The sequence below is a fragment of the Chryseobacterium indologenes genome (assembly GCF_001295265.1).
Taxonomy (GTDB): Bacteria; Bacteroidota; Bacteroidia; order Flavobacteriales; family Weeksellaceae; genus Chryseobacterium; species Chryseobacterium indologenes_A.
In genome coordinates this window covers 115126-139120 of record NZ_LJOD01000007.1, presented here as the reverse complement: position 1 = coordinate 139120, position 23995 = coordinate 115126, and the positions used below count along the sequence as shown (strand labels likewise).

Below are 23995 nucleotides of genomic sequence, written 5' to 3'. Positions count from 1 at the left end.
AAATAGAATGTCATGGAATTTCAAAAAAACCTTCTGGAATATATAAGCCAGTCACTGATGACGGCAGATGAGACCGTATCAATAGCTGAGAGTGTTACTTCAGGATGTCTGCAGCTCTCTTTTTCGCAGATGCCGAATGCTTCACTGTTCTATAAAGGAGGAATCACAGCGTATACCCTCCCGGAGAAAGTAAAGCTTCTGAATGTAGACCGTGCCGAAGCTGAGGAGTGCGACTGTGTATCAGAACATATAGCGGAAACCATGGCGCTTAATGTAGCAAAGCTGTTTGATTCCGACTGGTCCATCGCTACAACAGGATACTGCACACCCATCAGAAATTCATCCTATAAAATTTACGCTTATTTTTCTTTTTCCTACAAAGGAGAGATCGTTCTCTCCAAAAAACTGGAGCTCCACCCCAAAACCCAGGCCCTGAACGCACAGCTGTATTATACAGAATTCATCCTGGGATGTTTTAAAAGTGAGATGAATCAGTTTTTAATTTTAAAATAATAAAATATGGAACGCAAACACCAATATGCCCTTATTACAGGAGCTACAAGCGGAATAGGATATGAACTGGCAAAACAGTTTGCCAAAAACGGTTATGATCTTGTGATTGTTGCCAGAAATCATGAGGAACTCCAGCGTAAGGCCGTTGAATTTAAAGATTATGGCGTTAATGTCATCAGTATTTCGAAAAATCTGTTTCTTCAGGATGAAGCCTACTCTTTGTATTCTGAATTGAAATTAAATGCCATCAGTCCTGAGATTCTGGTGAACGATGCAGGACAGGGCGTATATGGGAAGTTTCAGGATACTGATATTCACAGAGAAATAGACATTGTTAATCTAAATATTATTTCAGTCATCATATTAACCAAGTTGTTTATTAAGGACCGCTTGTCCAAAGGATCGGGGAAAATCCTGAATCTTGCCTCCGTGGCGAGTAAGGCTCCCGGTCCCTGGCATTCGGTTTATCACGGTACAAAAGCGTTTGTATTGTCCTGGTCTGAAGCCATTCGTGAAGAGCTGAAAGATACGGGAATTACTGTAACGGCATTGCTTCCCGGCCCTACCGATACCGATTTTTTCAACAAAGCAGATATGAACAGAAGTAAGATTCTGGAGGATAAAGACAGCCTTGCGTCCCCAGAAGAAGTGGCTATAGACGGGTACAATGCCCTGATGAACGGTGAAGACAAGGTGATTTCCGGAATTAAAAATAAACTTTCCGTAGCAATGGCCAATATCGCAACAGATAGTATGGCTGCTCACAGAATGGCAGAAATGCAGAAACCTGTACCTGAAAAATAAATGGATATGGATGAATTAAGAAACAAATCAGTACTTATTACCGGCGCAGACAGCGGAATAGGAAAAGCTGTTGCCTTAATCTTTGCCCGAGAGGGCGCTGATATTGCTATTATTTATCATACCGACGATAAAGATGCTCAGAAAACAAAAAAAGAAATTGAAAGAACAGGCCGGAAATGCATTACTTTCCGGGGAGACATCAACGATTATGAGTTTTGTGAAAAAACAGTAGAACATGTCGTTTCTGAATTGGGGGGTATAGATATTCTTATCAATAATGCAGGGGTACAGTTCCCGGCTGAAAATATTAAGGATCTGGAAGAAAAGAATATCAGAAAAACCTTCGATTCCAATATTGTAGGAATGATCCTGCTGACTAAGGTTGTATTTCCTTACCTGAAAGAGGGAAGCTCTGTCATCAATACAACGTCGGCAGCAGCCTATCAGGGGCATGCAGAACTTCTGGATTATTCAGCAACCAAAGGGGCGATTGTTTCCTTTACCCGTTCTCTGGCATTGCAGGCAAAGCCTAAAGGGATTCGTGTCAATGCTGTAGCACCGGGGCCTGTAGCGACGCCGCTTACCAAAGAAACATTCGGGGAGAAGAAAGAGGATCCCGATAAACCGCCTTTTGAAAGAAATGCAACCCCTGAAGAAGTGGCAGAAAGCTTCCTGTTCCTGGCCGGAAGCGGAGCTGCACAGATTACAGGACAGGTTCTCCATCCCAACGGAGGCCTGATTGTTAACGGATAAAAAATCAAACAACTTTAAAGAATAAGAATTATGAAAACAACAGCATTAGTTTTAGGAATAATAAGCGCATTCGCGCTTACATCGTGTAAATGTGACATAGAAGAAGATGAGCCCAAGAATAAAAAAACAACGGAAAATACCGCTGCAAAAACCGGTATACCGAAAAGCGATACGTTGCAGATTAAATAATTGTTAACCATAAATATTCAGGCCATGTACAGAGACGGAACAAGAAAAAGTATATGGCAGGAAGAGATCAGGAAATTTTCCGCAGATGCCATTCCGGATGAGGTTTTTGATGCGGCAATAGTCGGCGGAGGAATAACCGGTGTCTCTACTGCCCTGAAACTCCAGAAATCCGGAAAAAAGTGCATTATTCTGGAAGCAGCCAATATCGCTTTCGGTACTACCGGAGGAACCACAGCTCATCTTAACGACTTTTTTGATACTACATTTGCCCAGGTGATAGACAATTTTGGAATTGATTATGCAGAACTATTGGGTGAAGCCGGTCAGGAAGCCATCCGTATCATTGAGGATAATATAATAGAAAACGGCATTAACTGTGATTTCACCAGAAAACCCGCTTATCTTTTTGCCCTGGATGAGCAACAGGAAAATCAGTTGAGAAAAATTGTGGAAGGAGCAGCCCTTGTAGGTCACGAAATGCAGTACGTGAATGAAATTCCATTTCCGGTTCCTTTTCGGGAAGCAGTTCTGATTCCCGATCAGGGACATTTTCATCCTGTAAAATATATCAGAGGATTATGTGAAGCTTTTATCAGGGCAGGAGGTATCATTATGGAGAACTGCCTTTGTGAAAAACATGCAGAACAGGATGACATAGTGGTCTTAACCACTTCAAAAGGAGAGGTGAGAGTTGCTCATGCAGTTTATGCTACCCACATTCCTCCGGGTGTTAACATTCTCCACTTCACCAATGCACCTTACCGGAGTTATGTTATTGCCTTCACACTGAGAGATACCCAATATCCCTGGCAGCTGGGATATGATCTCTGTGAACCCTATCATTATTACAGGATTCAGGAAATTAATGGTGAAAATCTGCTGATTGCGGGTGGAGAAGATCATAAAACGGGCCATAACGGAAATACAGGAGAATGCTTTTCCAGACTTGAAAACTACGTCCGTAAATATTTTAATGTGGAAACCGCTATGTACAGCTGGTCCAGCCAGTATTACGAGCCGGTTGACGGGCTTCCTTACATCGGAAAACTTCCGGGAAGCGGAGGACGGGTTTTTACCGCTACCGGATTCAGGGGAAACGGAATGATATTCGGAACATTGTCTTCACAGATTCTGCATGATCTAATCGTCTTCGGAACCAGCAGGTATGAAAAACTTTTCAGCCCTTCCCGGATAAAACCAGTGGCGGGATTTACCGGTTTTATAAAAGAAAATGCAGATGTTGTTTTTGATTTTGTCAAAGATAAGCTCTTCATGGAAAAGATAAATTCTATGACCGAGATCAAAGAAGGAGAAGCAAAAACCGTGAAATTTGAAGGAGAATCCTATGCTGTTTACAAAGAACCCGGCGGCCGGATGCACATTGTAAAAAGTACCTGTCCTCATGCATTGTGTGAAGTCCGGTGGAACAGTGCCGAGTTCAGCTGGGATTGCCCCTGTCACGGATCCCGGTTTGGAGTGAACGGAAAACTTCTTACAGGTCCTTCCGTAAAGAACCTTCGCCATGTTATCCAGACCTGGGATCTGAAATCTTAGAGCCTGTCTAAATTTCTTAATTTGATTTTTTATATCATATTCAAGCCTTTATTTAAAATACATTCCCTGAGTATTTATTGATAAAAAAAGAGTGTGCTGATGAGGTATTTTTCTGACTCAAAGCTTTCATTTTTAAACTGCTGATTTTAAAGTAGCCAAAGGTTAGAATTGATTTCGTTGATTCGTGGAAGCCGCTTTAGTAAACAAAATTCAATCAGAATTTATTGAATCTTGTTATTTATTAGATATTTACAATTATTCCTAATGAATTTTGAACTGGCTCTTAACTCAGTTTTTTTAACTCTAAAATTAAATCATGGCTGCTAAAAGTTTTTTTTACCGCAACAGCTTAAGCATTGTTTTACTGCTTCTCATGATTTTCTGTCTTATAGGACAGTTTTTCACGGGTTGGAAGACCGAAAATAAAGAACTTGCCGAACATGGCCGCTCCATGCTGTCTATTGGCGAATACATTCACAGCGGGCATTTTATACAGGCTACCTTTGAAAACTGGGAAAGCGAATTTCTTCAGATGATGCTTTATATTCTGCTCACTGTTTCTTTAAGGCAGAAAGGCTCCAGCGAATCCAAATCCCTTGAAAAAAAAGAAGAAGTGGACCGTGAACCCCAGAAGCATTCCAAAGCTCCATGGCCGGTTAAAAAAGGAGGTCTATGGCTCACAATTTACAAACATTCCCTTTCAATAGCTTTTGCTGTTTTATTTCTGGCAAGTTTCGGGATGCATTTCTACGGAAGTCTTAAAGATTACAACGAAGAACAAATCTCTAAAAATGAGGCTGAAGTTTCAGCTTTGCAGTATATTTCGGAGTCCAGGTTCTGGTTTGAATCTTTTCAGAACTGGCAAAGCGAATTTCTGGCTGTAGCTTCCATTGTCATACTCTCTATATGGCTCAGAGAAAAAGGCTCTCCCGAATCCAAACCTGTGGATATGGCTCACGATGAAACTCCCTGATTGAATAGTCTTTAGTAAATTTAATTTTTACGGAGCTTTGGCTTGGATTTCATAATCGCCTGATAAGAGGCTGTAAAAGCAGACAGGCTTTGGTATCCTGTTTTATAGGCAATCTGGCTTAAAGTATATTGTCCAGTGTCCAGCAGTTCGATACTTTTTAAAATACGAACCAGCTGGAGGTACTTCTGAAGCGTAATTCCTGTTTCCTTTTTAAAATTTCTCTGGAGGGAACGAACAGACATCTGGGCTTTTTCAGCAAGAAAATCGGTATCGAGGCGGTATCTGAAATTTAAATTAATATGTTCACATACCGGAATCAGTCTTATATCCGCAGGAACAGGAATTTCAAGATAAGAGCTTTCTTTGCAGAAATTGGGAAGGCTTTTTAAAATGGCTTTAAAAAACAAATCCTGCTCTTCATCTTCAGCCAGCAGCTGATTCCATTTAGAAGCGTATAAAAGCATTTCCTTTAAAACCGGAGGAACTGTAAAAACATGAACATTCTTATAAAAGTCTTCTTTAAAAACAGATTTAAATAAAAAGACCATTAAATTTACCGTTTGGGCTTCTGAAGAGATTCGGTGAGCCTTTTCTGACGGAATCCAGATGACATGATGCTGGGGTACCAGATAAATCTTCTGATCAATATGAAAATATTGATACCCTTCTTCTACAAATGTAAGCTGTGCCCGCGTATGGGTATGGTCATAATCATCATGCTTCCAGCCTTTCTCACACCAGACATACGCTTCCTTTTCAATGCTGTCTACAAAACTGCTTTGGGAATGTTCCGTTAAACCGCATTTGATTTTGTCGTTCTGCATATATTTTTTGGCAAATTTAATAAAAACGACAATGCTAATTTTGTATCATCAATATATTACTCAAAATGAAAAAATTAAGTACGCTTTTTGTATTCATTCTATTACTAAAAACCACCACCATTATGGCACAAAATCAAAAAGCCGGAATATTGGTCCTTATTCACTCCGATAACGGAGGAACGTATGAACTGGCAAAAGAAATAGCAGCAGGTATTGAGAGTAACGGCAGCGCTTCGGCAGTCATTAAGCAGGTTAAAGAATCTCCGAACCCAAAATTGAAAAATATTCCGGTTGCTTCAGTGGATGAGCTGCCTTCCTATGACGGAATTGTTTTCGGATCACCTGTCTATTTCGGAAATATAAGTACAGGAATGAGCGAGTTTTTATCTAAAACTGTTCCTTTATGGACCAATCATGCCCTTGAAGGAATGCCAGCTTCTGTATTTATGTCAGCCGGGAGTGGAGCCGGAAAAGAACTGGCATTACAGGCATTCTGGAACAGTCTTGCTGTTCATGGGATGGTTTTGGTTTCCAACGGAATCAGAGGATATGAGAATATGAATAAAACCATACCGCAGGGAAACAGTGTATTGGGGGTTACCAGCATGGCTTCTCTGAAAGATGTGGAAAGACCCACAAAAGACGAACGTATTCTGGCTGAGCTGCAGGGAAGGAATTTTGCTAAAACGGCCCTTGCCCTGAAAGGTACTTTTGCTAAAAAGCTGATTACAACAGTAAAATCTACATCAGAAGATGTCAACTTGACAATGAAGCAGAAAAATATTGTATTACCCCAAATTCCTAAGCCGGCCGGGAATTATAAGCCTTTCGTACGTTCCGGAAACCTGGTATTCATCAATCAGGTAGCCTTAAAAGAAGGAAAAATCCTTTATCCCGGAAAATTAGGAGTTGAAGTGAATGAAGAACAGGTAAAAGAAGCCACAAAAGCTACCATGCTGAACGTAATTGCAGTTCTGAAAGAAGCTGTTGGCGGAGATCTGAATAAGGTAAAACAATGTGTACAGCTGACCGGGATTTTCAATACCAAAGACGATTATACCAGACATGCCGATCTTATGAATGCCGCTTCCGATCTTACCGTAGAAGTATTCGGAGAAAAAGGAAAACATGCAAGAGCTACGCTGGGAGCTTCTTCTATTCCTGTCAATTCTTCGGTAGAAATACAGGCTGTTTTTGAAGTGGAATAACCCCTGTTGATATTTTAAAACTTATCTGCAAATTTGTGAGAACTTTAATCTCATGGATTTGCAGTTTTCTATTACACACAAGTTCACAGATTTTATGGTTTAAAATTCTCGCAGATCCGGCAGATTTTGCAGGTTTTTTGTTGGAATACGCAAGTCGCAAGGATTATATTACAGACTGTATAAAAAAGGCGCAATGATTTTATCTCCGATAAAATTTCTCCCCGCGGAATCCATAAAAATCTTTGATTTTTAAACTTAAGTGTTCTTCTCGACAAAGCTAGTCTCTTAAAAGAATCTTAAACGTAAAAACCTTTTGTGGTAAAATAATTTCCGACAGATTCCACAGATTTTCGCAGATGGTTATGGATGTTTTTAGCCCGCAGATCTTTCCTGAGCCAATATTTCACCAATTATTTTTATACTCTGTTCAAGCTGTTCTTCAGAAAGAGAACCGTAGCTGAGTCTGAAGCCGTTGATTGTCTGGTCAAAACTATATTGTTCAGGATGGATGATACTGATGTTCCTTTCAATAAGCAACCCGGTTATGGTATTCCAGTCTGGTTTTGCTTTAGGTACGATCCAGAAAGCAAGACCTCCATCCGGGATTGTAAAATTGGCAGAATTTTTTATAAATTTTTCCAGAAGACCAGCAACAAAATCTCTCTTATTTCTGTAATGGATTGTTGCTTTTTTGATATGTTTTTTTACGGCTCCTTCTTTAATCAGCTGTAGTACGGCCTGTTCCATAATCACATCGCCCTGAACATCAATGATTTTTCTGAGATTTCCAATTTTTTTAAGCAGATTCTGATCTTTAGACACCAGATATCCAATCCTTAATGCGGGTGCCACTACCTTACTTAATGTTCCGATATATACGTAATGATTAAGGTCCGGAAAACCGGAAACAGGGAGGATAGGACGGTATCCAAAATGGAACTCATTATCATAATCATCTTCAATAATAGTAAATCCGTATTGGTTGGATAATGCGATAAGCTGAAGTCTTCTTGCCAGGCTTAAGGTAACAGTGGTGGGATATTGCCTGTGAGGGGTAATATAAATCGCTTTTATGTTTTTATGTGTGGCCAAAAGAATTTCAACATCCTTAATTCTTATTCCTTCATGATCCACCGCTACAGGAAGCAGCTCTGCTCCGGCATATTCAAAAGCTTTCCAGGCAGGCTGATAACCCGGATTTTCTATGATGATCTGATCTCCTGATTGTAAAAGGGCCTGAGCAGTCAGAAACATAGCCATCTGGCTGCCTCTAGTGATAGAGATTTCATTCTTATTGATATGCATTCCTCTCTGATGGTTGAGCATCTGGGCAATACTTTTGCGGAATTCAGGATCTCCGTGTTCATTGCTGTAGCCCATCATCTGCCATTTTGCTTTTCTGCTGAAAATCTGCCTGTAAGCTCTGGCAAGTTCTGTTACCGGGGCAATTTTGCTGTCGGGGTGCCCGTCATCAAAATTAATCAGCATTGTATTGGCCTGCTTTAATTTTTCTTCATGTTCTGATTCTTTTAGAAGTGGTCTCTGCTGGGGAGCCGGAAGTATATCTGAAACGAAGATTCCTTTTCTCTCCTTCGGAATCACCCATTCTTCATTAATAAGCACCTGATATGCCTCTACCACTGTGTTTCTGTTAACCTTCAGCAACTGGGCAAGGTTCCTGCTTCCCGGCAGGGCATCTCCGGCTTTTAATCGCCCCGAACGAATATCTGCAATAATTGTATCAGCAATCTGTAAATAGACGGCTTTATCTAACTTTTTATCGACTTCAAATTCTAATTTCCAAGGTCTTAACATCTGGACTATCTGTTTATGTGAAAACTGTATCAGTTAAACAGTCCAAATATAAAATAATTTTGTCATGCAATAAAGCAAAGAACATTTAAATTTTTACAATCATGGACAAGAAACAATTCAGTTCAAAAGACTTTCACGAAACTTTTGCAAGACCTAAGTATTTAAAACCAAGCCATCTGATTCATAAAAATGTAGAAAATGCCGGAGAGCACAACCAGTTTTCAACGGAAAGAAAGCATCCCGTTTTCTTTGTGGATCTTCCCAGCAAAAATGTAAGCATGACCATCGGAGGTCTTCTTCCCGGCCAGCAGACCAACCGGCACAGACATACCTATGAAACGGTATTATATGTAATTGAAGGAAAGGGCTGGACAGAAGTGGAAGATGAAAGAGTACACTGGGAAGCAGGAGATGCCGTTTATATTCCTTCATGGGCATGGCATAAGCATCAGAATATGAGCGATACTGAACCCGCAAAATATATCGCCTGTGAAAATGCACCGCATCTACAAAATCTGGGAGTTGCCTTAAGAGAAGAAGAAGGCAGAGACCTTTAGTCACAAACCATTAAGAAATACTGAAAGTTTAAGCTTAGTTAAGAAAGCCATTCTGATTTTAATTTTTAAAGAAAACCCTGCCATAACCCACTTAACAGCTTAAACTTTCTTAATGGAAAACCATTTAACTTTTAACATCAATAAACAATGAAAAATGTCCCATTTAAAGGGGTAATTGCTTATCCTATTACCCCTTTTGACGAAAATGAAAAAGTAGATATTCCTCTCTTTAAAAAACTGACTGAGAGATTAATCCTTTCGGGAAGTCACGGAATAGCACCACTGGGAAGTACCGGAGTAATGCCCTATCTGTCTGACGAGGAAAAAGAAGCGGTAACAGAAGCAACAATAGAGCAGACCAAAGGCCGTGTTCCTACCCTTGTAGGAGTATCCAATCTTACCACAGATAAAACAGTTCATCACGCAAAATTTGCCGAAAAGGCAGGTGCTGATGCGGTAATGATTATTCCAATGAGCTACTGGAAGCTTACTGATGATGAAATTGTCGCCCATTATGATACAGTAGCCAGCCAGATCTCTATTCCTATTATGGCCTATAATAATCCGGCTACAAGCGGAGTGGATATGTCGCCGGCACTTCTTAAAAGGCTGTTGGAGATTCCTAATGTAACTATGATTAAGGAAAGTTCAGGAGATATTCAGAGAATGCATTACCTGAGAAAGGAGCTGGGAGAGGATGTTGCTTTTTATAACGGATCCAATCCGCTGGCCCTGGCTGCATTCACTGCCGGAGCAAGGGGCTGGTGTACCGCAGCACCGAATCTAATCCCCGAGTTGAATGTGGATTTATATAAAGCGGTGGAAGAGGGTAATATGGAAAAAGCCCGGGAGGTTTTCTACAGGCAGTTCGATCTGCTGAAATTTATTGTCAGTAAAGGTCTCCCTAGAGCGGTGAAAGCCGGCCTGAATATTCTGGGAGAAGAAGGCGGAAATCTGAGAAATCCGTTAAAGCCCTTATCTCCTGGAGAAACGGAAGAACTTAAAAATATTATTAAAACTCTTGTTAATTAACCTAATCTTATGAAAAAATCAGTTTTTTATCATGCCGGATGCCCGGTTTGCGTAAGTGCAGAGCACGATATTGTTAATCTTATCGGTGCAGAAAATGTAGAAATCATTCACCTGGGGAATGACAGAGGTAAAATTGAAGAGGCTGAGAAAGCAGGAATACAGTCTGTTCCCGCTTTGGTAACACCTAATGGAAACGTTCTTCATATCAACTTCGGAGCATCTCTGGAAGATGTTAAAAAATAAAAATTCCCGGTGCTCCTGAAAAACGTGGGCACCGGGAATTTTCTGATCTTTTACAAAAAACAGCCTGAGTTCTCTTGGGCTGTTTTTCTTTTATACAGTGGCATTGCCTTCAACACCGTCTGAATTATTCGTTTTAATGCCGGTAATGGCAGAAGCCACAAAACTGAAGAGACTGACCAGCTTTCCGGCTTTGGTATCCCAGTAATATGTTTCTTTAGGTTCTACACGAATAATGCTTACATCCGGATCGTCTTTCCCGTCAAACCAGGCTTTTGCCATAGGAGACCATTTTTCCTCAATCGTTGCTTTATCTTTATAAACAGAAGCTTCTCCGTATACGGAAAGATATTGGGAATCGCTGTTGTTCATGAAAAAAAGCTGTACCCTCCGGTCTTCTTTTATTTCGAAATTCTTGTTGCTTACGGAACTGCTGATAAACCAGAGATTTCCGCTGTCATCCGTTTCCTGAAGGGTCATAGGCCTTGAATTGACCGGTACGGTTTCCAATTCTGTACAGAACATGCATATTCTTGCCTTTTCCGACAGTTCCTTGATCTTTTTAATGGCTTCGAGGTGGGTTAAATTCTGTGTTGACATATTATTATATTTTAGAGGTTGGTATTGATAGAAATGAATAGTTCTCTGAAAATGAATCTCAGTAATATTCATTATTAAATATTCAAATACCCGACCAAACAGAATTATTAAGGCAGGAATATCCGGAGTTTGGATATTATTGACCTGAAATCGTTTTCTGAAGATCACTCCATGCCCCGCCATTATAGACCTATTTAAAACCTCTTTCCTTTAGAATATGTTCAGCTTTTACACTGTCCGCAGATGATGAAGATATTTTTCATAGTCTGCTTAAAATTTTACGGTCAATATAAAATGTCCCGAACGGAATAAAGCAAGCCAGGATTACTTTCCAGGTAGTTTCTTTAAATTTCCATTGCTGTTCAACGCCTACACTTAGTGTATTGAACAGGAAAAGGAGAAATAATGTTCCATGAACCGGACCCATCAGTTTTACAAGTCCCGGGTTTTCCATCCCATATTTCAAGGGGACTGCAATAAATACCAGAATGAGCAGGGAAATTCCTTCCATAATGGCCAGAATCCTGAGCCGGCCGGCTTTTGTTTTGAATAAATTCATCATAACTATCTAAAATAAGGTCTGTTGGCAAGAGAAGAGAAAGGCCAGGGAATGGCTATAAAAATAAGAGCTAAAGCAATAAAGTACCAGATAAGCATTGTTCTGAATTTTTCCCGGTCTGTTTCTTTCCTTTTAGTCAGAGCAGAACCTATGGTGATCAGAACAACTGAAGTAAGCATAAGTGATATATGAATCAATCCGAAGAAAAGCAGATCCGGAGAGGCTTTAGCTTCACTGAAATTTTTCCAGAAATATTTTATTACTGGACTTTTTGAATAGAGAATAATTCCCAAAACCAGCTGAATATGAGCAATGGTTGCCGTCCAGTGCCGTACAGAATCATCTGTTTTTCTGAACTTTTTTTGATAGAAATATCCTCTGAAGGCCATCCATATGCTGTAAATAAGGCTTAATAAAACGATCCACCGGAACAGGGAATGAAGGAATGTAAGCGTCTGGTACATGAGTAATTTTTAGAACACTTCAAAGATAAAATAAAAACATACTAGTTAGTATGTTTTTCAATAAAAAAATTATCTCAAAGCATTGAAGTAAGATTTAAGTCCTTTTAAATAAATAAGATATACGGATTTTGAGTTCTCCAGTTTTCCTAAATTCCGTACTCCCCAATAGCCTGACATCACAAAAACAGCAATTTCTTTTGCATTGATATGAGCTTTTAAAGAATTGTTTTTCTTGCCGTTTTCAATACACGAAATAATTGCATCTTCCCATTGTGCAGAAAGCTTATTCAGAGCTTTGGTAAAATCTGTATGCCACGGAGCCATTTCCTGTGTGAAATTGGAAGCCGGGCAACCGTACGCAACTTTTAAAAGATCATTTTCCATTAAAACATTATGCAGCAGATTATAAATACCTTCTAAAGGCTGATCATAATTTTGCAGAGGATCAATAAAAATGCTTTTGAAATTATTGATCAGAAGCTCATTAATGATCGCCAGCCCCATTTCATCTTTCGTTTTAAAATGATAATAGAAGGCTCCCTTTGTTACTTTAGTGGTGGCAATAATTTCATCGATACTTGTGGTCTGATAACCTTTTACATAAATAAGTTCAAAGGCTTTCTGAAGAATATTTAAACGGGTTGCTTCTGATTTTTTCATGGGGACACACTGTCTTTAATGCAAAGAAACGGAATTTTTAAAACCTTTGCTATTATTATTCTGATAATATACTAGAATTTAAATAATTTTTATAATATATTTTTTCATCGGAACTTTGTTGGATTAAAACAACAAAAATCTGAATACGATGAATAATCAGAAAGAAATACAGATTCAGACACAGGAAGGCACGAAAAGCAGAGGTCTTCCTGCTGCATTATGGGCACTCACAATAAGTGCATTCGGAATAGGAACCACAGAATTTGTAATCGTAGGGCTTCTTCCTGCGGTGGCATCAGATCTGGAGATCAGCATTCCTTCGGCAGGGCTTTTGGTAAGCCTTTACGCAATAGGGGTTGCCATTGGAGCTCCTATACTTACAGCTTTAACCGGGAGAGTCCCGCGTAAGATGCTGCTGATTTCAATTATGCTGCTATTTGTGATCGGAAACGGTCTTGCTTCAGTAGCTCCTGGATTTTTTACGCTGGTACTGGCCCGGATTCTGACGGGATTTGCTCACGGTGTTTACTTCTCTATAGGTTCTACAATTGCCGCGTCACTGGTTGCGGAAGAAAAAAGGGCAACAGCCATTTCAATTATGTTTTCAGGGCTCACGCTGGCGATTGTTACGGGAGTTCCGCTAGGAACTTTTATCGGACAGCATTTTGGATGGAGAGCCACTTTTATAGGCGTTTCCATTCTGGGAATCATAGGATTGGCCGCGAGTATGCTGCTGGTTCCGAACAACCTTAAAAGCGAGCAGACTGCTTCTTTGAAAAGCCTTCCCAAAGTATTCACAAACAGACGTCTGATCTTTGCATTTTTAATGACTGCTATGGGATATGGAGGTACATTTGTTGTGTTTACGTATTTATCCCCAATTTTGCAGCAGATCACAGGATTTAAGGAATCTACCGTAACTTTTATTCTTCTGGTCTATGGAATTGCAATTGCAATGGGAAATCTTTTCGGAGGAAAAGCAGCCAATAAAAATCCGTTAAAGGCTCTTTTATGGATGTTTGCCGCACAGGGACTGGTATTACTGGCATTTTATTTCACAGCAGCCAGTCCGGTATTAAGCATTATCACACTGTTTCTTTTAGGAGGCCTTTCATTTGCTACCGTACCGGGATTGCAGCTTCTGGTAGTACAAATTGCAGAAAAAGAAGTTTCAGGCACTGAAGATGTGGCATCAGGAATCAATATTGCGGCATTCAATATCGGGATTGCCATAGGATCTTATACGGGTGGACTTATTGTAACCTCTTCTTTAGGGTTAGACAGTACACCCTGGATTGGAGCACTATTTCTTTTGGTGACAGTTCTGATCACATGGTACAGCATCCGCCTGAGTAAAAAACAATAGAGGGAAAGATGGAGCCAGGAAGATCATTTATTATTTTCTCCAGCGGATAGGACAGATCTTAAATTTCATGAATTTCAGAATCTGTAAACACAAAAAACTTTCCGCCTTTCGGGATATTTTGGGTATCCAGTCCGGTAAATTCACTGAACGCAGGCAGGAGAAGCTGTCCGGAAGTTTGTACAAAACAGGGAAGTCTGAAGCTTTTTACAGAAGAATTCAAAACAACTCCCGGATGAATATGACCGGTGATCTGGAATTCCGATCGTGTTTTATCAAAATCATGAATGAAAACGAAGTCATCAATCTGTAGAAATTCAGCCCTGAAATTCAGGCATAATTTTCGTTCCAGAGATTCTGTAATCCGGTCATGGTTTCCTTCAATAAGATAAAATAAAAGACCGGGATACCGGTTTCTCCATCGGCAGAACTCATCCACATCAGAATTATCTCCGGCATGGAGCAGATCGCCCACAACAATAAATTTTTCAGGGTTAAAATATTCTATGAGAACAGACAGCCTTTCCAGATCGCTTTTCATGATATGATTGGCCAGCGCAATACCATTTTTCCGGAAATGAGCCGTTTTCCCGATATGAAGGTCAGACAGGATTAATGCTTTTTCTCTTTTCCAGAACGCTGCACGCTGATTGGTTAATGTGAAGACTTCGGTGTTGATGCTGATATTTTTTACTGCAATATTCAAGACTGTAAATGATTAAAAATGTCAATGGTGGATTTTACTTCATGAGTCAATCGTCAATGATTTTCAAATAATAAAAATTGATAGCAAAATTAATTAGCTATTGACTTATTCACAACAAAATATTTTTTCCGGCCTGTTCTACCATTTTCCTGATCCTGGCATCGAGGCTTTCACTGGATAAGGTCTGCCTAAGGCTGTCTACTTTGATCGGGAAGCTGAGCGGGGTAAAGGTATTGGAATATTTTAAAATAATTTTTGATTTTTCTATTCTTTTGAAAGCTTCCACCAATCGCTGTTCCTGAAGCTGTATATTGAAAACCTCCGTATAAGCCTGCCTTACCAGAAAATGATTGGGATCATGATCTTCAAGGACTTTAAAAATCAGTCCGGCAGAACTTTGCAATGATTTATTGGAACGCTGTTTTCCTGCATAATTCTGGATCACCATTCCGGAGATCACTGCAATATCCCTGAATTTTCTTCTGGCCATTTCCGCCGAATTAATACTGGCAATCACATCATTCATCAGGTTTTCCCGGGTTAAGACAGCATGAAGGTTTTCTTCATTCAAAGGGATTTCCTTGTCACTGAACAGTTCAAAGCCGTAATCATTCATCGCCATGGAAAAAGAGATCGGGGCCAGCTTTGAAATGCGGTAAGCCATAAGGGCTGCCATTACTTCATGCACAAGACGTCCTTCAAAAGGATACATAAACAGGTGATAGCCTTCTCTGTTTTTAATCATTTCCACCAGAAATTCATCTTCTTTGGGAATATGGGAGTTCTTTTCCTGCCGTACCAGAAGCGGATGCAGAAACTTCAGCTCTTTTTCAGAAGTTTTGGGGTTCAGGGCATGAGATAGCTTTTCTCTTAAAAAATGTCCCAGATCAGAGCTTAAAGGAAGCCTTCCACCCAGATAGCTAGGTGCAAATGCCTTTCCTTTGGCTGCCCTTACATAGACCGTCATGTCTTTTATCATGACCACTTCAAGGGTACGCCCTGCCAGGATAAACTTTTCTTCTTTTTTTAGTTTTGAAATAAAATATTCCTCTACCATACCAATATAACCGCCTGAAATGAATTTTACTTTCAGCATGGCATCGCTTACGATAACCCCCATATTCATACGATGGAGCATTGCAATCTTCCTTGATGTCACTTTATGCAGTTCGTCTTCCATAATGACAATTTTATGGAATTCTTCATAGCTTTTTAAGACACTTCCTCCGATGGTGAGGAAATCAAGGCAGCTTTTCCATTCTTCATCCGTGATTTCCCGGAAAGCATATACTTTTCTGATCCTTTCGTAGGTTGCTTCTGGATAGAAGCCGTCTCCTACAGCTAAGGTCATCAGGAACTGCACCAGCACGTCAAAGCATAATACCTGAGGCTCTCGGGGTTCCGTTACTTTCTGTTTTACCGCTTCTTTTAATGCAGAAACTTCAATCAATTCCAGGGAGTGAGTAGGGACGCAGTAGATTGTTGACGTTTCAAAAGGGGAGTGGCCGCTTCGTCCGGCACGCTGCAGAAACCGGGCAACCCCTTTGGCTGAGCCAATCTGGATAACAGTATCCACAGGCTTAAAATCTACCCCGAGATCCAGAGAGGAAGTAGAGACTACGGCCTTCAGTTTTCCGTTGCTTAAATTCTCTTCAATCCAGATCCGGAGATGGGCATCAATAGAGCTGTGGTGGATAGCGATCTGGCCTGCAAAATCCGGATAGGCATTCAGCAACAGCTGATACCACATTTCACTCTGGCTTCGTGTATTGGTAAAAACAATGGCAGAGGTTGATCCAAGGATAACCGGAACAATTTTATCCGCCAGTTTTGCGCCCAGATGTCCTGCCCATGGGAGAACCTCCACTTCGTCAGGAAAAACAGCCAGTATTTCGATTTTTTTATGCTCTTTGGCGGTGATTTTGGTTTTTTTGATGTCGTAAGGAATCAGAACTTCCATAGCTTCATCCAGATTTCCTATGGTTGCGGTAATTCCCCAGATTTTCATACCGGGTGCATATTTTCTTAATTGGGAAATGGCCAGCTCTGTCATCACTCCGCGTTTGGAACCCAGCAGTTCATGCCATTCATCTACTGCGGTACACTTCAGATCCTGAAAAAACCGGCTGTGATTTTTCTGTCCTAAAAGCAGGTGAAGGCTTTCCGGAGTAACGACGAGAATTTCAGGCATATTTCTTATCTGCTGCTGTCTTACTTTGGGATCGGTATCACCATTTCTTACTCCGACGGTCCAGTCCAGTCCAATCTCATTCATGGCTTCTTCCATGGCTTTGGCAATATCTTTTGAGAGGGAGCGGAGCGGAGTAATCCAGATCATTTTCAGTCCTTTTTTATACTTTTCAGGATGGTTCATAAAATCTGAAACCAATGCCAGGAATACCGAAAATGTCTTTCCGAATCCTGTAGGTGCTACTACCATTCCGCTGTAGCCGTTTCCGAATTTGCGCCAGGTATCTGTCTGAAATTTAAAAGGAGCAATACCTTTCCCGGCCATCCACTGCCGGATGACTTTATAGCCGTTGGTATTTTCAAATGTATTCAAATTACTGGATCAGTTTTTTTATTTCTTCAAGGTCATCAATTTCATCCACGGTTTTATCTTTCCGCCATCGTACAATCCGGGGAAACCTAAGGGCAACCCCGCTTTTATGCCTGCTGCTGAATCCTATGCCTTCAAAAGCAATTTCAAATACCAGCTCAGCTTTTACCGTCCGCACAGGCCCGAATTTTTCAATGGCATTTTTATTGACAAATTTACTCACCTCCATAATCTCTTTATCCGTAAGCCCGGAATACGCTTTCGCGATGGTCACTAAAGAATCTCCGTTTTTTACTGCAAAAGTATAGTCGGTATAATAAGCGCTCCGTCTGCCGCTTCCTTTCTGGGCATAAATGAGCACTGCATCAATGGTCAGCGGACTTACTTTCCATTTCCACCAGTCGCCTTTTTTTCTTCCGGCATGATAAGGTGAGTTTTTTTGTTTCAGCATCAGCCCTTCGCTGTTGATCTCCCTGGATTCTTCACGGATCCTGTCCAGTTCATTCCAGTGTTTGAATGCTATGGTCTGTGAAATTCTGATTTTTTCGGGCTGTTCATTCAGTAATAACTCTTCCAGCATAGCTCTTCTGGCGTTCATAGGTTTTTCGCGGAGATCAGTTCCTTCAAGCTCTAAAAGATCATACACAAAAACTTCAATCGGAATATCAGTCAACATTTTTTTAGTTAAAGTTTTCCTGTTTAATCTCTTTTGTAACTCGTTAAAATTTAATATGTTATCATCCTTTACTGCAAGTATTTCTCCATCTAAAACGAAGCTTCCTTTCATGGCTTTTACAGCATCCCTGATTTCAGGAAACTGCTCAGTCACCAGCTCTTCACCCCGCGACCATATAAAGACTTCTTCATTCCTTCTGATGATCTGTCCGCGAATTCCGTCCCATTTATATTCAATTTGCCAGTCTTCGGAATTTCCGAGATCATTTAGCTCTTTTTCAAGTGGATAAGCCAGGCAGAAAGGATAAGGTTTTGAATTATCAGGATTAACTTTTTCTGCGGAAATGAGTTCCCGGAATGATATTTCACCGGGTTGCCATTTCCCTGTCAGACTGTGAGTGAGGGTACTGGTTTCCTGTCCTGAAAATTTCGTGAGGGCATTGATCAGCGTTTTGTCTGAGACTCCTATACGAAAGCTTCCACCCAGCAATTTGTTAAAAATTAACCTTTCTGTATAATCCAGTCCGTTCCAGGATCGCAGTACAAATTCTTTTTTCTCTGCTTCTGTTTTATCCTTTAAATGAAGGATTTCTGTCATCCATTCAGATAGGGACTGTTCAATTTTCTGTTCAGGTGGAGGCAGAATCAGGGAAAGTGTTTCCCCCAGATCGCCCACAGAAGAATAAGATTCCTGAAAGAGCCAGAATGGCAGCTGTGTAATTTCCAGTGCCCATTCTTTCATAAAATTGGTATTGACATTCCGTTTTGGCCTTTTTCCGGTAAACAGAGCAATAAACCATACTTTATCCTCATCCGGGGCGCGTTCCAGATAATCCATGATTGCTTCAATTTTAGCATTAGTCTTATTGGTCGTTTCCAATGCATTAATCAGATCTGCAAAGTGTTTCATGATTCCGGATTTTCAATAATTTCTTTTTCAGCTTCCTCTTCATCTTCACCGAAGAGAGTTTCTATCACATCAGCCTTAATCCCGATTTCGTTCAGGTATTTTGAGAAAATTTCGGTCTGTCCGTGCGTTACATGTACTTTTTCCGCTTCCGTTGCTTTTACGGCCTGCAAAAGCCCTTTCCAGTCTGCATGGTCGCTTATGGCAAATCCGGCATCCGCACTGCGCCATCTTCTGGCACCCCGTACCTGCATCCATCCTGAACAAATGGCAGTGGCTGCATCCGGTATTTTTCTGATGATATTGCTGTCCAGCAAAGCGGGCGGAACAATCACAATCTCATGCTGTAGCTCCTTAACATTTTCCCTGAAGTCTGCAATCTGATACTCAGGAAGATGAATGCCCGATGCTTCAAATGCCTCATTCAGTTTTCCGATAGAATAGTGCACATATGCTTTTCCAAGGCCTTCAACGGCTTTCATAATGCGCTGTGCCTTTCCTAAAGAGTATCCTATGAATACAGAGGTTTTTGAGTTTTCCTGATTTTTCAGTACCCAGCTTTGAAGCTTTTTATTAAGGTCATCCACTTCCATCCAGTTATAAATGGGCAGGCCGAAAGTGCTTTCTGTAACAAATTCGTTGCAGCGTACCAACTCGAATGGGGTGCTCAAACCGTCATCCTGTACTTTATAATCCCCTGAAACAACTGTTACAAATCCTTTATATTCCAGCCTTATCTGAGCCGACCCGATGATATGGCCTGCCGGATGGAGGGATACCTTTACGCCATTGATATGTACTGGCTCTCCGTATTCTACACCCTGACAGTCAATATCCGGTCCGATTCTCTGGTAAAGAACAGGTTTGGTAAAATGATGGCACAGGTATTTTTTCATTCCCCATCGGGCATGATCAGCGTGTCCGTGCGTGATAATGGCCATATCTACAGGCCTCCAGGGATCAATATAAAACTTTCCTTGCGGACAGTAGATTCCTTTTTTAGTGAATGTGATTAGTTTCAATGGGGTGATTGGTTTATATTTTACATTCAAAAATCTCACCAAATTAAGACAAATCCCGGATATTCTTTCAGTATGGGAAATAATAGTACAGTATGTCTTCTGTTTTTTGGGAAAATGGACTTTTCAACAACAGAACATTGAACTTTCCACCAATATAAGTGTATCCTGTAAGCCTGATCTTTGTATCTGTAACTCAATAAAAAAACAACAATGAGCAAAACTATTTTAATTACAGGTGCAGCAAGCGGTTTCGGAAAAATTGCCGCTTTTGATCTTGCCCAAAAAGGACACAAAGTTATTGCCACTGCACAAACCTATCCTCAGATGAGCGACCTGATCCGTGAATCTGAAGAACAGGGAATTGCAATGACTGCGGATAAGCTGGACGTAACCAATCCGAGAGATATTGCTTATATTTTAAAAAAATATGACATTGATATTCTGATCAGCAATGCCGGAATTATGGAAGGTGGTCCTATTGCTGAACAGCCTGTTGATCTGATCCGTTCTATGTTTGAAATTAATGTCTTTGGTGCACTCGAGCTGGCTCAGGGATTTATCAGAAAGTTTGTTGAAAATAAAAAAGCCGGAAAGATTGTCTTTACCTCTTCAATGGGTGGTTTGTGGACTGTTCCTTATGTGGCAGCCTATTGTGCTTCCAAACATGCTCTGGAATCTATTGCTGAAGGATTGAAAACAGAATTGGCTCCTTTCAATATCAAAATTGCAACCTGCAATCCCGGAGTATTCGGAACCGGGTTTAACGACAGGGGAGTGGATTCTATTTTCCGCTGGTATGATCCGAAAGTGAACTTTACTCCTGAGTCTGCTTTTGACGGAGCTGCGGGATCTCTGGCTCATCAATTGGATCCGCAATCTATGGCGGAAGTCATTGTGAATGTAGCCTTGGATGACAACAGCAATTTCAGGAATGTACATCCTAAGGAAACTGAAGATTTTGTTAAACAGCTTCAGGCAGATGCCTGGGCAGCAAAAAGCTAACAGATGAGTATGAATCATAATTTAGCGCAAAAAGTCCTGAGTGCCGCTGTGGAAAAAGCAGGATCTACAGGTATCCCGGTGAGCATTGCTGTAGTGGATTCCGGAGGATACTTAATGGCGTTTGCCAGACTGGACAGTGTGTGCGGTGTCATAGATTTTGCCGTTAAAAAAGCAAAAACAGCCATTTTATTCGGGGCTGACAGCGATGTTATGGGAGATATCATCTCAGGAGCTGGAATGCATGGTTACGGGATGCTGAATACCAATGACGGGCTTTTAACACTTGCCGGAGGAATCATCATCAAAGATGCAGACAGTAAAGTGATAGGAGCAATAGGAGTTTCAGGCGGTACCCCGGAACAGGATAAAGGGATTGCTGAGGCTGGTGCCGCAATTATAGCCTGATAATTTGAAATGATTGGAGAGCTTTTTAATCTAAGTTCTGAATAAGGATTTCCGATTGATGCAGGGCTTGAAGCCTGAAGAGGGGAATTATGAAGGTCGTGAATAATAAATATTGATCTTTTATGGTAATTTGATTTTATAGTGCGCTTCAATATCTATAATAAAAAGTAACTTCCAGCTCCATCTTCCATCCTTAAGTTTACACTTCTTTAACCCGGATTCAGATTATTTTAAGTCTCTCCAATCTATTAATTTCAGATATTTGTATTATGGAAAGAACTTCCGAAATTGTATTTGACAGACTGGTTTATTCTTGTGCCTTTGAAACATATAGAGGGCATGAGGAATTTATTCCCGATCATTTCCTTGGGTTTCAGCTTTCCGGGGAGACGCATGCTTTTCATGATAAGGGTAAAACTGTTATCAGGGAAAATACCGTAGTTCTGGTTAAAAAAAATCAGCTGATCAGGACGGTTAAATACCCCTCTAAGGAACAAAAATACCAGTTCCTGTCTATTACCCTTGATCAGGAAACACTCAGGCAGTATTCAGCGGAGAACAGAATTATGGCAGAAGAAAAGTTCCCGGATACCCGCAAACTCTTTTTCGAGCCGGATCATTTTTTCAGCGGGTATTTTATGTCTCTTCTTCCTTATATTGACAAGACAAAAACAGCAAGTCCCAGACTGGCGGCTTTAAAGGTGAAAGAAGCGATAGAACTGATCCTTCAGAGTAATCCGGATTTCAGAAACCTGCTTTTTGATTTTTCAGAACCTCATAAAATTGATCTGAAGGAATTCATGAACAAAAATTTCATGTTCAATGTACCTGTAGAAACAATGTCCAGACTTACCGGACGGAGCCTTTCAGGATTCAAACGTGATTTCAGTAAGGTATTTGGTATGCCTCCGAAACAATGGCTCCGTGAAAAAAGGCTGGAAGAGGCCTATTATCTGATCCGTCACCGGAATAAAAAACCTTCTGATATTTATCTTGATCTGGGTTTTGAAAACCTTTCCCATTTCTATTATGCTTTTAAACAAAAGTTCGGGGTAACGACTTCTGAAATTCACCCGGTAAAAATTTCATAATGATGAACTTCCTGGTATTTTAATGATTCAGAGCAGAAGGAGGCTGTCTTCATTTCCAACAGGTGAAAAATTATCTTTCAAAATCATAGAAATTAATTCCCACGTCTTCATTCTTTATTTTTATGATTCTTGTATTTAACGGATAAAATATGAATTCTCCGGCACCTGAGATTCTGGCATCCAGAAGATGTCCTGCCAGTGCGGTATAATCTTCTCTTCCCAATGTGATATGAAGATGAAGGCTGGGTTTTCCTTCTATTTCTGATACATTTCCTGATATATTGGTGATTTCCATCTGTTCTTTGAACGTCCTGTCAACATATTTTTTTTCGGTAGGTCTGAAAAAACGTAATGTTGCCTCATCCACAGCTCCTATACCGGTAACTTCTCCGGCCTGAATATTCTGAGCGGTAATAAAATCAGTGAGAGCTTCCAGAATACTGCTTCTGTTTTCTACGCTTACAATATAGATCCCGTCAGCCTTTCTGGCAGACCAATATTTTCCTTTATAATTTTGTACTTCCATAACCATGAACTTTAAGATGCTCTTATGAATTTTGAACAGTCTGACAGGCAAAATAATGCAATAATTGTGCTTCAATACTCATATCTGTTTGAAATAAGTTATTAAATTTTTTTAAACAGGCTTATCTGCCGTCAGATTGCGCAGATTTTTTGTAGTGTTGGGATTGTTTTAAAAAATAAATTTAATGCAAAGGCTATTTTGATACGACTGATTTTGAGTGAGTAAAGCCGCAAGACATACCGTTTTTATTTTAAACACTTTAGAGGCTTTAAAGTTAATTTCATTTCCTGCAAGTTTTAAAAATCCCAAAACTTGACGAAATTTGCAAAAAATCATTCAATGAAGATCATCGATATAGAAAGCTGGAACCGCAGAGAGCATTTTGAATTTTTCTCAAAAATGGCAAGCCCGTATTTTGGTTTTACAACTGAAGTTGATTGTACTGATGCCTATAGCCATGCCAAGGAAAATAGATATTCTTTTTTTGCGTCTTATCTTCATAAATCAATGATGGCGGTAAATGCTGTTGATGAACTAAAATTGAGAATTGTTGACGGAGATGTGGTTTTATATGATACCATTCATGCAGGAACAACTATTGGCCGGGCAGATGGTACTTTTGGCTTTGCATTTATGCATTTTTCGGAGGATTTTAAGACTTTCAATACGGCAATGCAGGAAGAAATTGCTGCGGTACAGCAAACATCAGGGATCAGGCTTAATAATGGTGAGCTGGGTAAGGATCTTATCCGACATACAACCATTCCGTGGAACTCTTTTAGTGCCTTGCTCCATCCCACAACTCTTGACCGTACAGAATCTGTTCCGAAAATTACTTTCGGAAAATTCAGTATCCGGGAGGGAAGAAAATACCTTCCTGTCTCTGTAGAAGCTCATCACGGGCTGGCAGACGGAATTCATATTGCGAAATATCTTGAGGAATTTCAGAAGCAGCTGAATAACTGTGAATGAGTGAATAGCTAATTAGCTTTG

Annotated in this window: 26 protein-coding genes; 15 read left to right on the top strand and 11 right to left on the bottom strand. The window is 40.3% G+C overall.

The window, feature by feature from the left end:
- Nucleotides 1-12 precede the first annotated feature (12 nt).
- The 6 genes from AOB46_RS12100 (at nt 13) to AOB46_RS12080 (ending at nt 4786) form a co-directional block, all read left to right on the top strand.
- Nucleotides 13-513, top strand: a complete 501-nt coding sequence (locus AOB46_RS12100; protein ID WP_062699628.1) for a CinA family protein — start codon at nt 13-15, stop codon at nt 511-513.
- 6 nt (nt 514-519) lie between these two features.
- Nucleotides 520-1317 (top strand): SDR family NAD(P)-dependent oxidoreductase, encoded by a 798-nt coding sequence (locus AOB46_RS12095; RefSeq protein ID WP_062699627.1) that lies wholly within the window; start codon nt 520-522, stop codon nt 1315-1317.
- A gap of 6 nt (nt 1318-1323) precedes the next feature.
- Nucleotides 1324-2070: an SDR family oxidoreductase gene (locus tag AOB46_RS12090; protein WP_241489203.1), complete on the top strand. Its 747-nt coding sequence runs from the start codon at nt 1324-1326 to the stop codon at nt 2068-2070.
- A 30-nt stretch (nt 2071-2100) separates the two neighbouring features.
- Nucleotides 2101-2259 carry a hypothetical protein gene (locus AOB46_RS23380; protein WP_157845058.1) on the top strand — a complete coding sequence of 53 codons (159 nt, stop codon included), beginning with the start codon at nt 2101-2103 and terminating at the stop codon, nt 2257-2259.
- 24 nt (nt 2260-2283) lie between these two features.
- On the top strand, nt 2284-3813 hold the full coding sequence (locus AOB46_RS12085) for an FAD-dependent oxidoreductase (RefSeq protein WP_062699844.1): 1530 nt from the start codon (nt 2284-2286) through the stop codon (nt 3811-3813).
- Nucleotides 3814-4129: 316 nt separating this feature from the next.
- Complete coding sequence (locus tag AOB46_RS12080) at nt 4130-4786, top strand: DUF6766 family protein (RefSeq protein WP_062699624.1); 657 nt, start codon at nt 4130-4132, stop codon at nt 4784-4786.
- Between the two features lie 20 nt (nt 4787-4806).
- Here AOB46_RS12080 and AOB46_RS12075 read toward each other — a convergent pair whose 3' ends face one another.
- The gene (locus tag AOB46_RS12075; protein WP_062699623.1) at nt 4807-5610 is read right to left on the bottom strand and encodes an AraC family transcriptional regulator; all 804 of its coding nucleotides are present in this window, start codon (nt 5608-5610) and stop codon (nt 4807-4809) included.
- A gap of 65 nt (nt 5611-5675) precedes the next feature.
- Between AOB46_RS12075 and AOB46_RS12070 the strand changes: the two genes are divergently transcribed.
- Nucleotides 5676-6818, top strand: coding sequence for an NAD(P)H:quinone oxidoreductase (locus AOB46_RS12070; protein ID WP_062699622.1), 1143 nt, complete (start codon nt 5676-5678; stop codon nt 6816-6818).
- Between the two features lie 372 nt (nt 6819-7190).
- On the opposite strand, the gene AOB46_RS12065 is transcribed toward AOB46_RS12070, so the two are convergent.
- A complete protein-coding gene (locus tag AOB46_RS12065) occupies nt 7191-8633 on the bottom strand; it encodes a PLP-dependent aminotransferase family protein (RefSeq protein ID WP_062699621.1) in 1443 nt (480 codons plus the stop codon).
- A 101-nt stretch (nt 8634-8734) separates the two neighbouring features.
- Here AOB46_RS12065 and AOB46_RS12060 point away from each other — a divergent pair, with 101 nt between their 5' ends.
- The 3 genes from AOB46_RS12060 to AOB46_RS12050 all read left to right on the top strand — a co-directional run bounded on the left by AOB46_RS12060 (nt 8735) and on the right by AOB46_RS12050 (nt 10465).
- Nucleotides 8735-9190 (top strand): cupin domain-containing protein, encoded by a 456-nt coding sequence (locus AOB46_RS12060; protein WP_062699620.1) that lies wholly within the window; start codon nt 8735-8737, stop codon nt 9188-9190.
- A gap of 147 nt (nt 9191-9337) precedes the next feature.
- A complete protein-coding gene (locus AOB46_RS12055; protein ID WP_062699619.1) occupies nt 9338-10222 on the top strand; it encodes a dihydrodipicolinate synthase family protein in 885 nt (294 codons plus the stop codon).
- A 9-nt stretch (nt 10223-10231) separates the two neighbouring features.
- Nucleotides 10232-10465, top strand: coding sequence for a thioredoxin (locus AOB46_RS12050; RefSeq protein ID WP_062699618.1), 234 nt, complete (start codon nt 10232-10234; stop codon nt 10463-10465).
- Between the two features lie 90 nt (nt 10466-10555).
- Here the strand turns inward: AOB46_RS12050 and AOB46_RS12045 are convergent, their stop codons facing one another.
- The 4 genes from AOB46_RS12045 to AOB46_RS12030 all read right to left on the bottom strand — a co-directional run bounded on the left by AOB46_RS12045 (nt 10556) and on the right by AOB46_RS12030 (nt 12745).
- The gene (locus AOB46_RS12045; protein ID WP_062699842.1) at nt 10556-11062 is read right to left on the bottom strand and encodes a pyridoxamine 5'-phosphate oxidase family protein; all 507 of its coding nucleotides are present in this window, start codon (nt 11060-11062) and stop codon (nt 10556-10558) included.
- 259 nt (nt 11063-11321) lie between these two features.
- Complete coding sequence (locus AOB46_RS12040; RefSeq protein WP_062699617.1) at nt 11322-11624, bottom strand: DUF3817 domain-containing protein; 303 nt, start codon at nt 11622-11624, stop codon at nt 11322-11324.
- 2 nt (nt 11625-11626) lie between these two features.
- On the bottom strand, nt 11627-12085 hold the full coding sequence (locus AOB46_RS12035; protein ID WP_062699615.1) for a hypothetical protein: 459 nt from the start codon (nt 12083-12085) through the stop codon (nt 11627-11629).
- Between the two features lie 69 nt (nt 12086-12154).
- Complete coding sequence (locus tag AOB46_RS12030) at nt 12155-12745, bottom strand: TetR/AcrR family transcriptional regulator (protein WP_062699614.1); 591 nt, start codon at nt 12743-12745, stop codon at nt 12155-12157.
- A gap of 148 nt (nt 12746-12893) precedes the next feature.
- Here AOB46_RS12030 and AOB46_RS12025 point away from each other — a divergent pair, with 148 nt between their 5' ends.
- Nucleotides 12894-14111: an MFS transporter gene (locus AOB46_RS12025; RefSeq protein WP_062699613.1), complete on the top strand. Its 1218-nt coding sequence runs from the start codon at nt 12894-12896 to the stop codon at nt 14109-14111.
- Between the two features lie 58 nt (nt 14112-14169).
- Here the strand turns inward: AOB46_RS12025 and pdeM are convergent, their stop codons facing one another.
- From pdeM to AOB46_RS12005, 4 genes are all read right to left on the bottom strand, one after another.
- Nucleotides 14170-14814, bottom strand: coding sequence for a ligase-associated DNA damage response endonuclease PdeM (gene pdeM / locus AOB46_RS12020; RefSeq protein WP_062699612.1), 645 nt, complete (start codon nt 14812-14814; stop codon nt 14170-14172).
- Between the two features lie 109 nt (nt 14815-14923).
- Entirely contained in the window at nt 14924-17377 is a 2454-nt protein-coding gene (locus AOB46_RS12015; RefSeq protein ID WP_117590574.1) for a ligase-associated DNA damage response DEXH box helicase, read from the bottom strand.
- Between the two features lies 1 nt (nt 17378).
- Nucleotides 17379-18959: an ATP-dependent DNA ligase gene (locus AOB46_RS12010; protein ID WP_062699611.1), complete on the bottom strand. Its 1581-nt coding sequence runs from the start codon at nt 18957-18959 to the stop codon at nt 17379-17381.
- Nucleotides 18956-19978 carry a ligase-associated DNA damage response exonuclease gene (locus AOB46_RS12005; protein WP_062699838.1) on the bottom strand — a complete coding sequence of 341 codons (1023 nt, stop codon included), beginning with the start codon at nt 19976-19978 and terminating at the stop codon, nt 18956-18958. The genes AOB46_RS12010 and AOB46_RS12005 overlap by 4 nt, the downstream gene beginning before the upstream one ends.
- A gap of 210 nt (nt 19979-20188) precedes the next feature.
- Here AOB46_RS12005 and AOB46_RS12000 point away from each other — a divergent pair, with 210 nt between their 5' ends.
- The 3 genes from AOB46_RS12000 (at nt 20189) to AOB46_RS11990 (ending at nt 22476) form a co-directional block, all read left to right on the top strand.
- Complete coding sequence (locus AOB46_RS12000) at nt 20189-20980, top strand: SDR family oxidoreductase (RefSeq protein WP_062699610.1); 792 nt, start codon at nt 20189-20191, stop codon at nt 20978-20980.
- Between the two features lie 9 nt (nt 20981-20989).
- Nucleotides 20990-21385, top strand: a complete 396-nt coding sequence (locus AOB46_RS11995; RefSeq protein ID WP_241489202.1) for a GlcG/HbpS family heme-binding protein — start codon at nt 20990-20992, stop codon at nt 21383-21385.
- A 269-nt stretch (nt 21386-21654) separates the two neighbouring features.
- Entirely contained in the window at nt 21655-22476 is an 822-nt protein-coding gene (locus AOB46_RS11990) for a helix-turn-helix domain-containing protein (protein WP_062699608.1), read from the top strand.
- A 70-nt stretch (nt 22477-22546) separates the two neighbouring features.
- Here AOB46_RS11990 and AOB46_RS11985 read toward each other — a convergent pair whose 3' ends face one another.
- Nucleotides 22547-23002 (bottom strand): PPC domain-containing DNA-binding protein, encoded by a 456-nt coding sequence (locus tag AOB46_RS11985; RefSeq protein WP_062699836.1) that lies wholly within the window; start codon nt 23000-23002, stop codon nt 22547-22549.
- Between the two features lie 339 nt (nt 23003-23341).
- On the opposite strand from AOB46_RS11985, the gene AOB46_RS11980 reads away from it, so the two are divergent.
- Nucleotides 23342-23974: a chloramphenicol acetyltransferase gene (locus tag AOB46_RS11980; protein ID WP_062699605.1), complete on the top strand. Its 633-nt coding sequence runs from the start codon at nt 23342-23344 to the stop codon at nt 23972-23974.
- Nucleotides 23975-23995 lie beyond the last annotated feature (21 nt).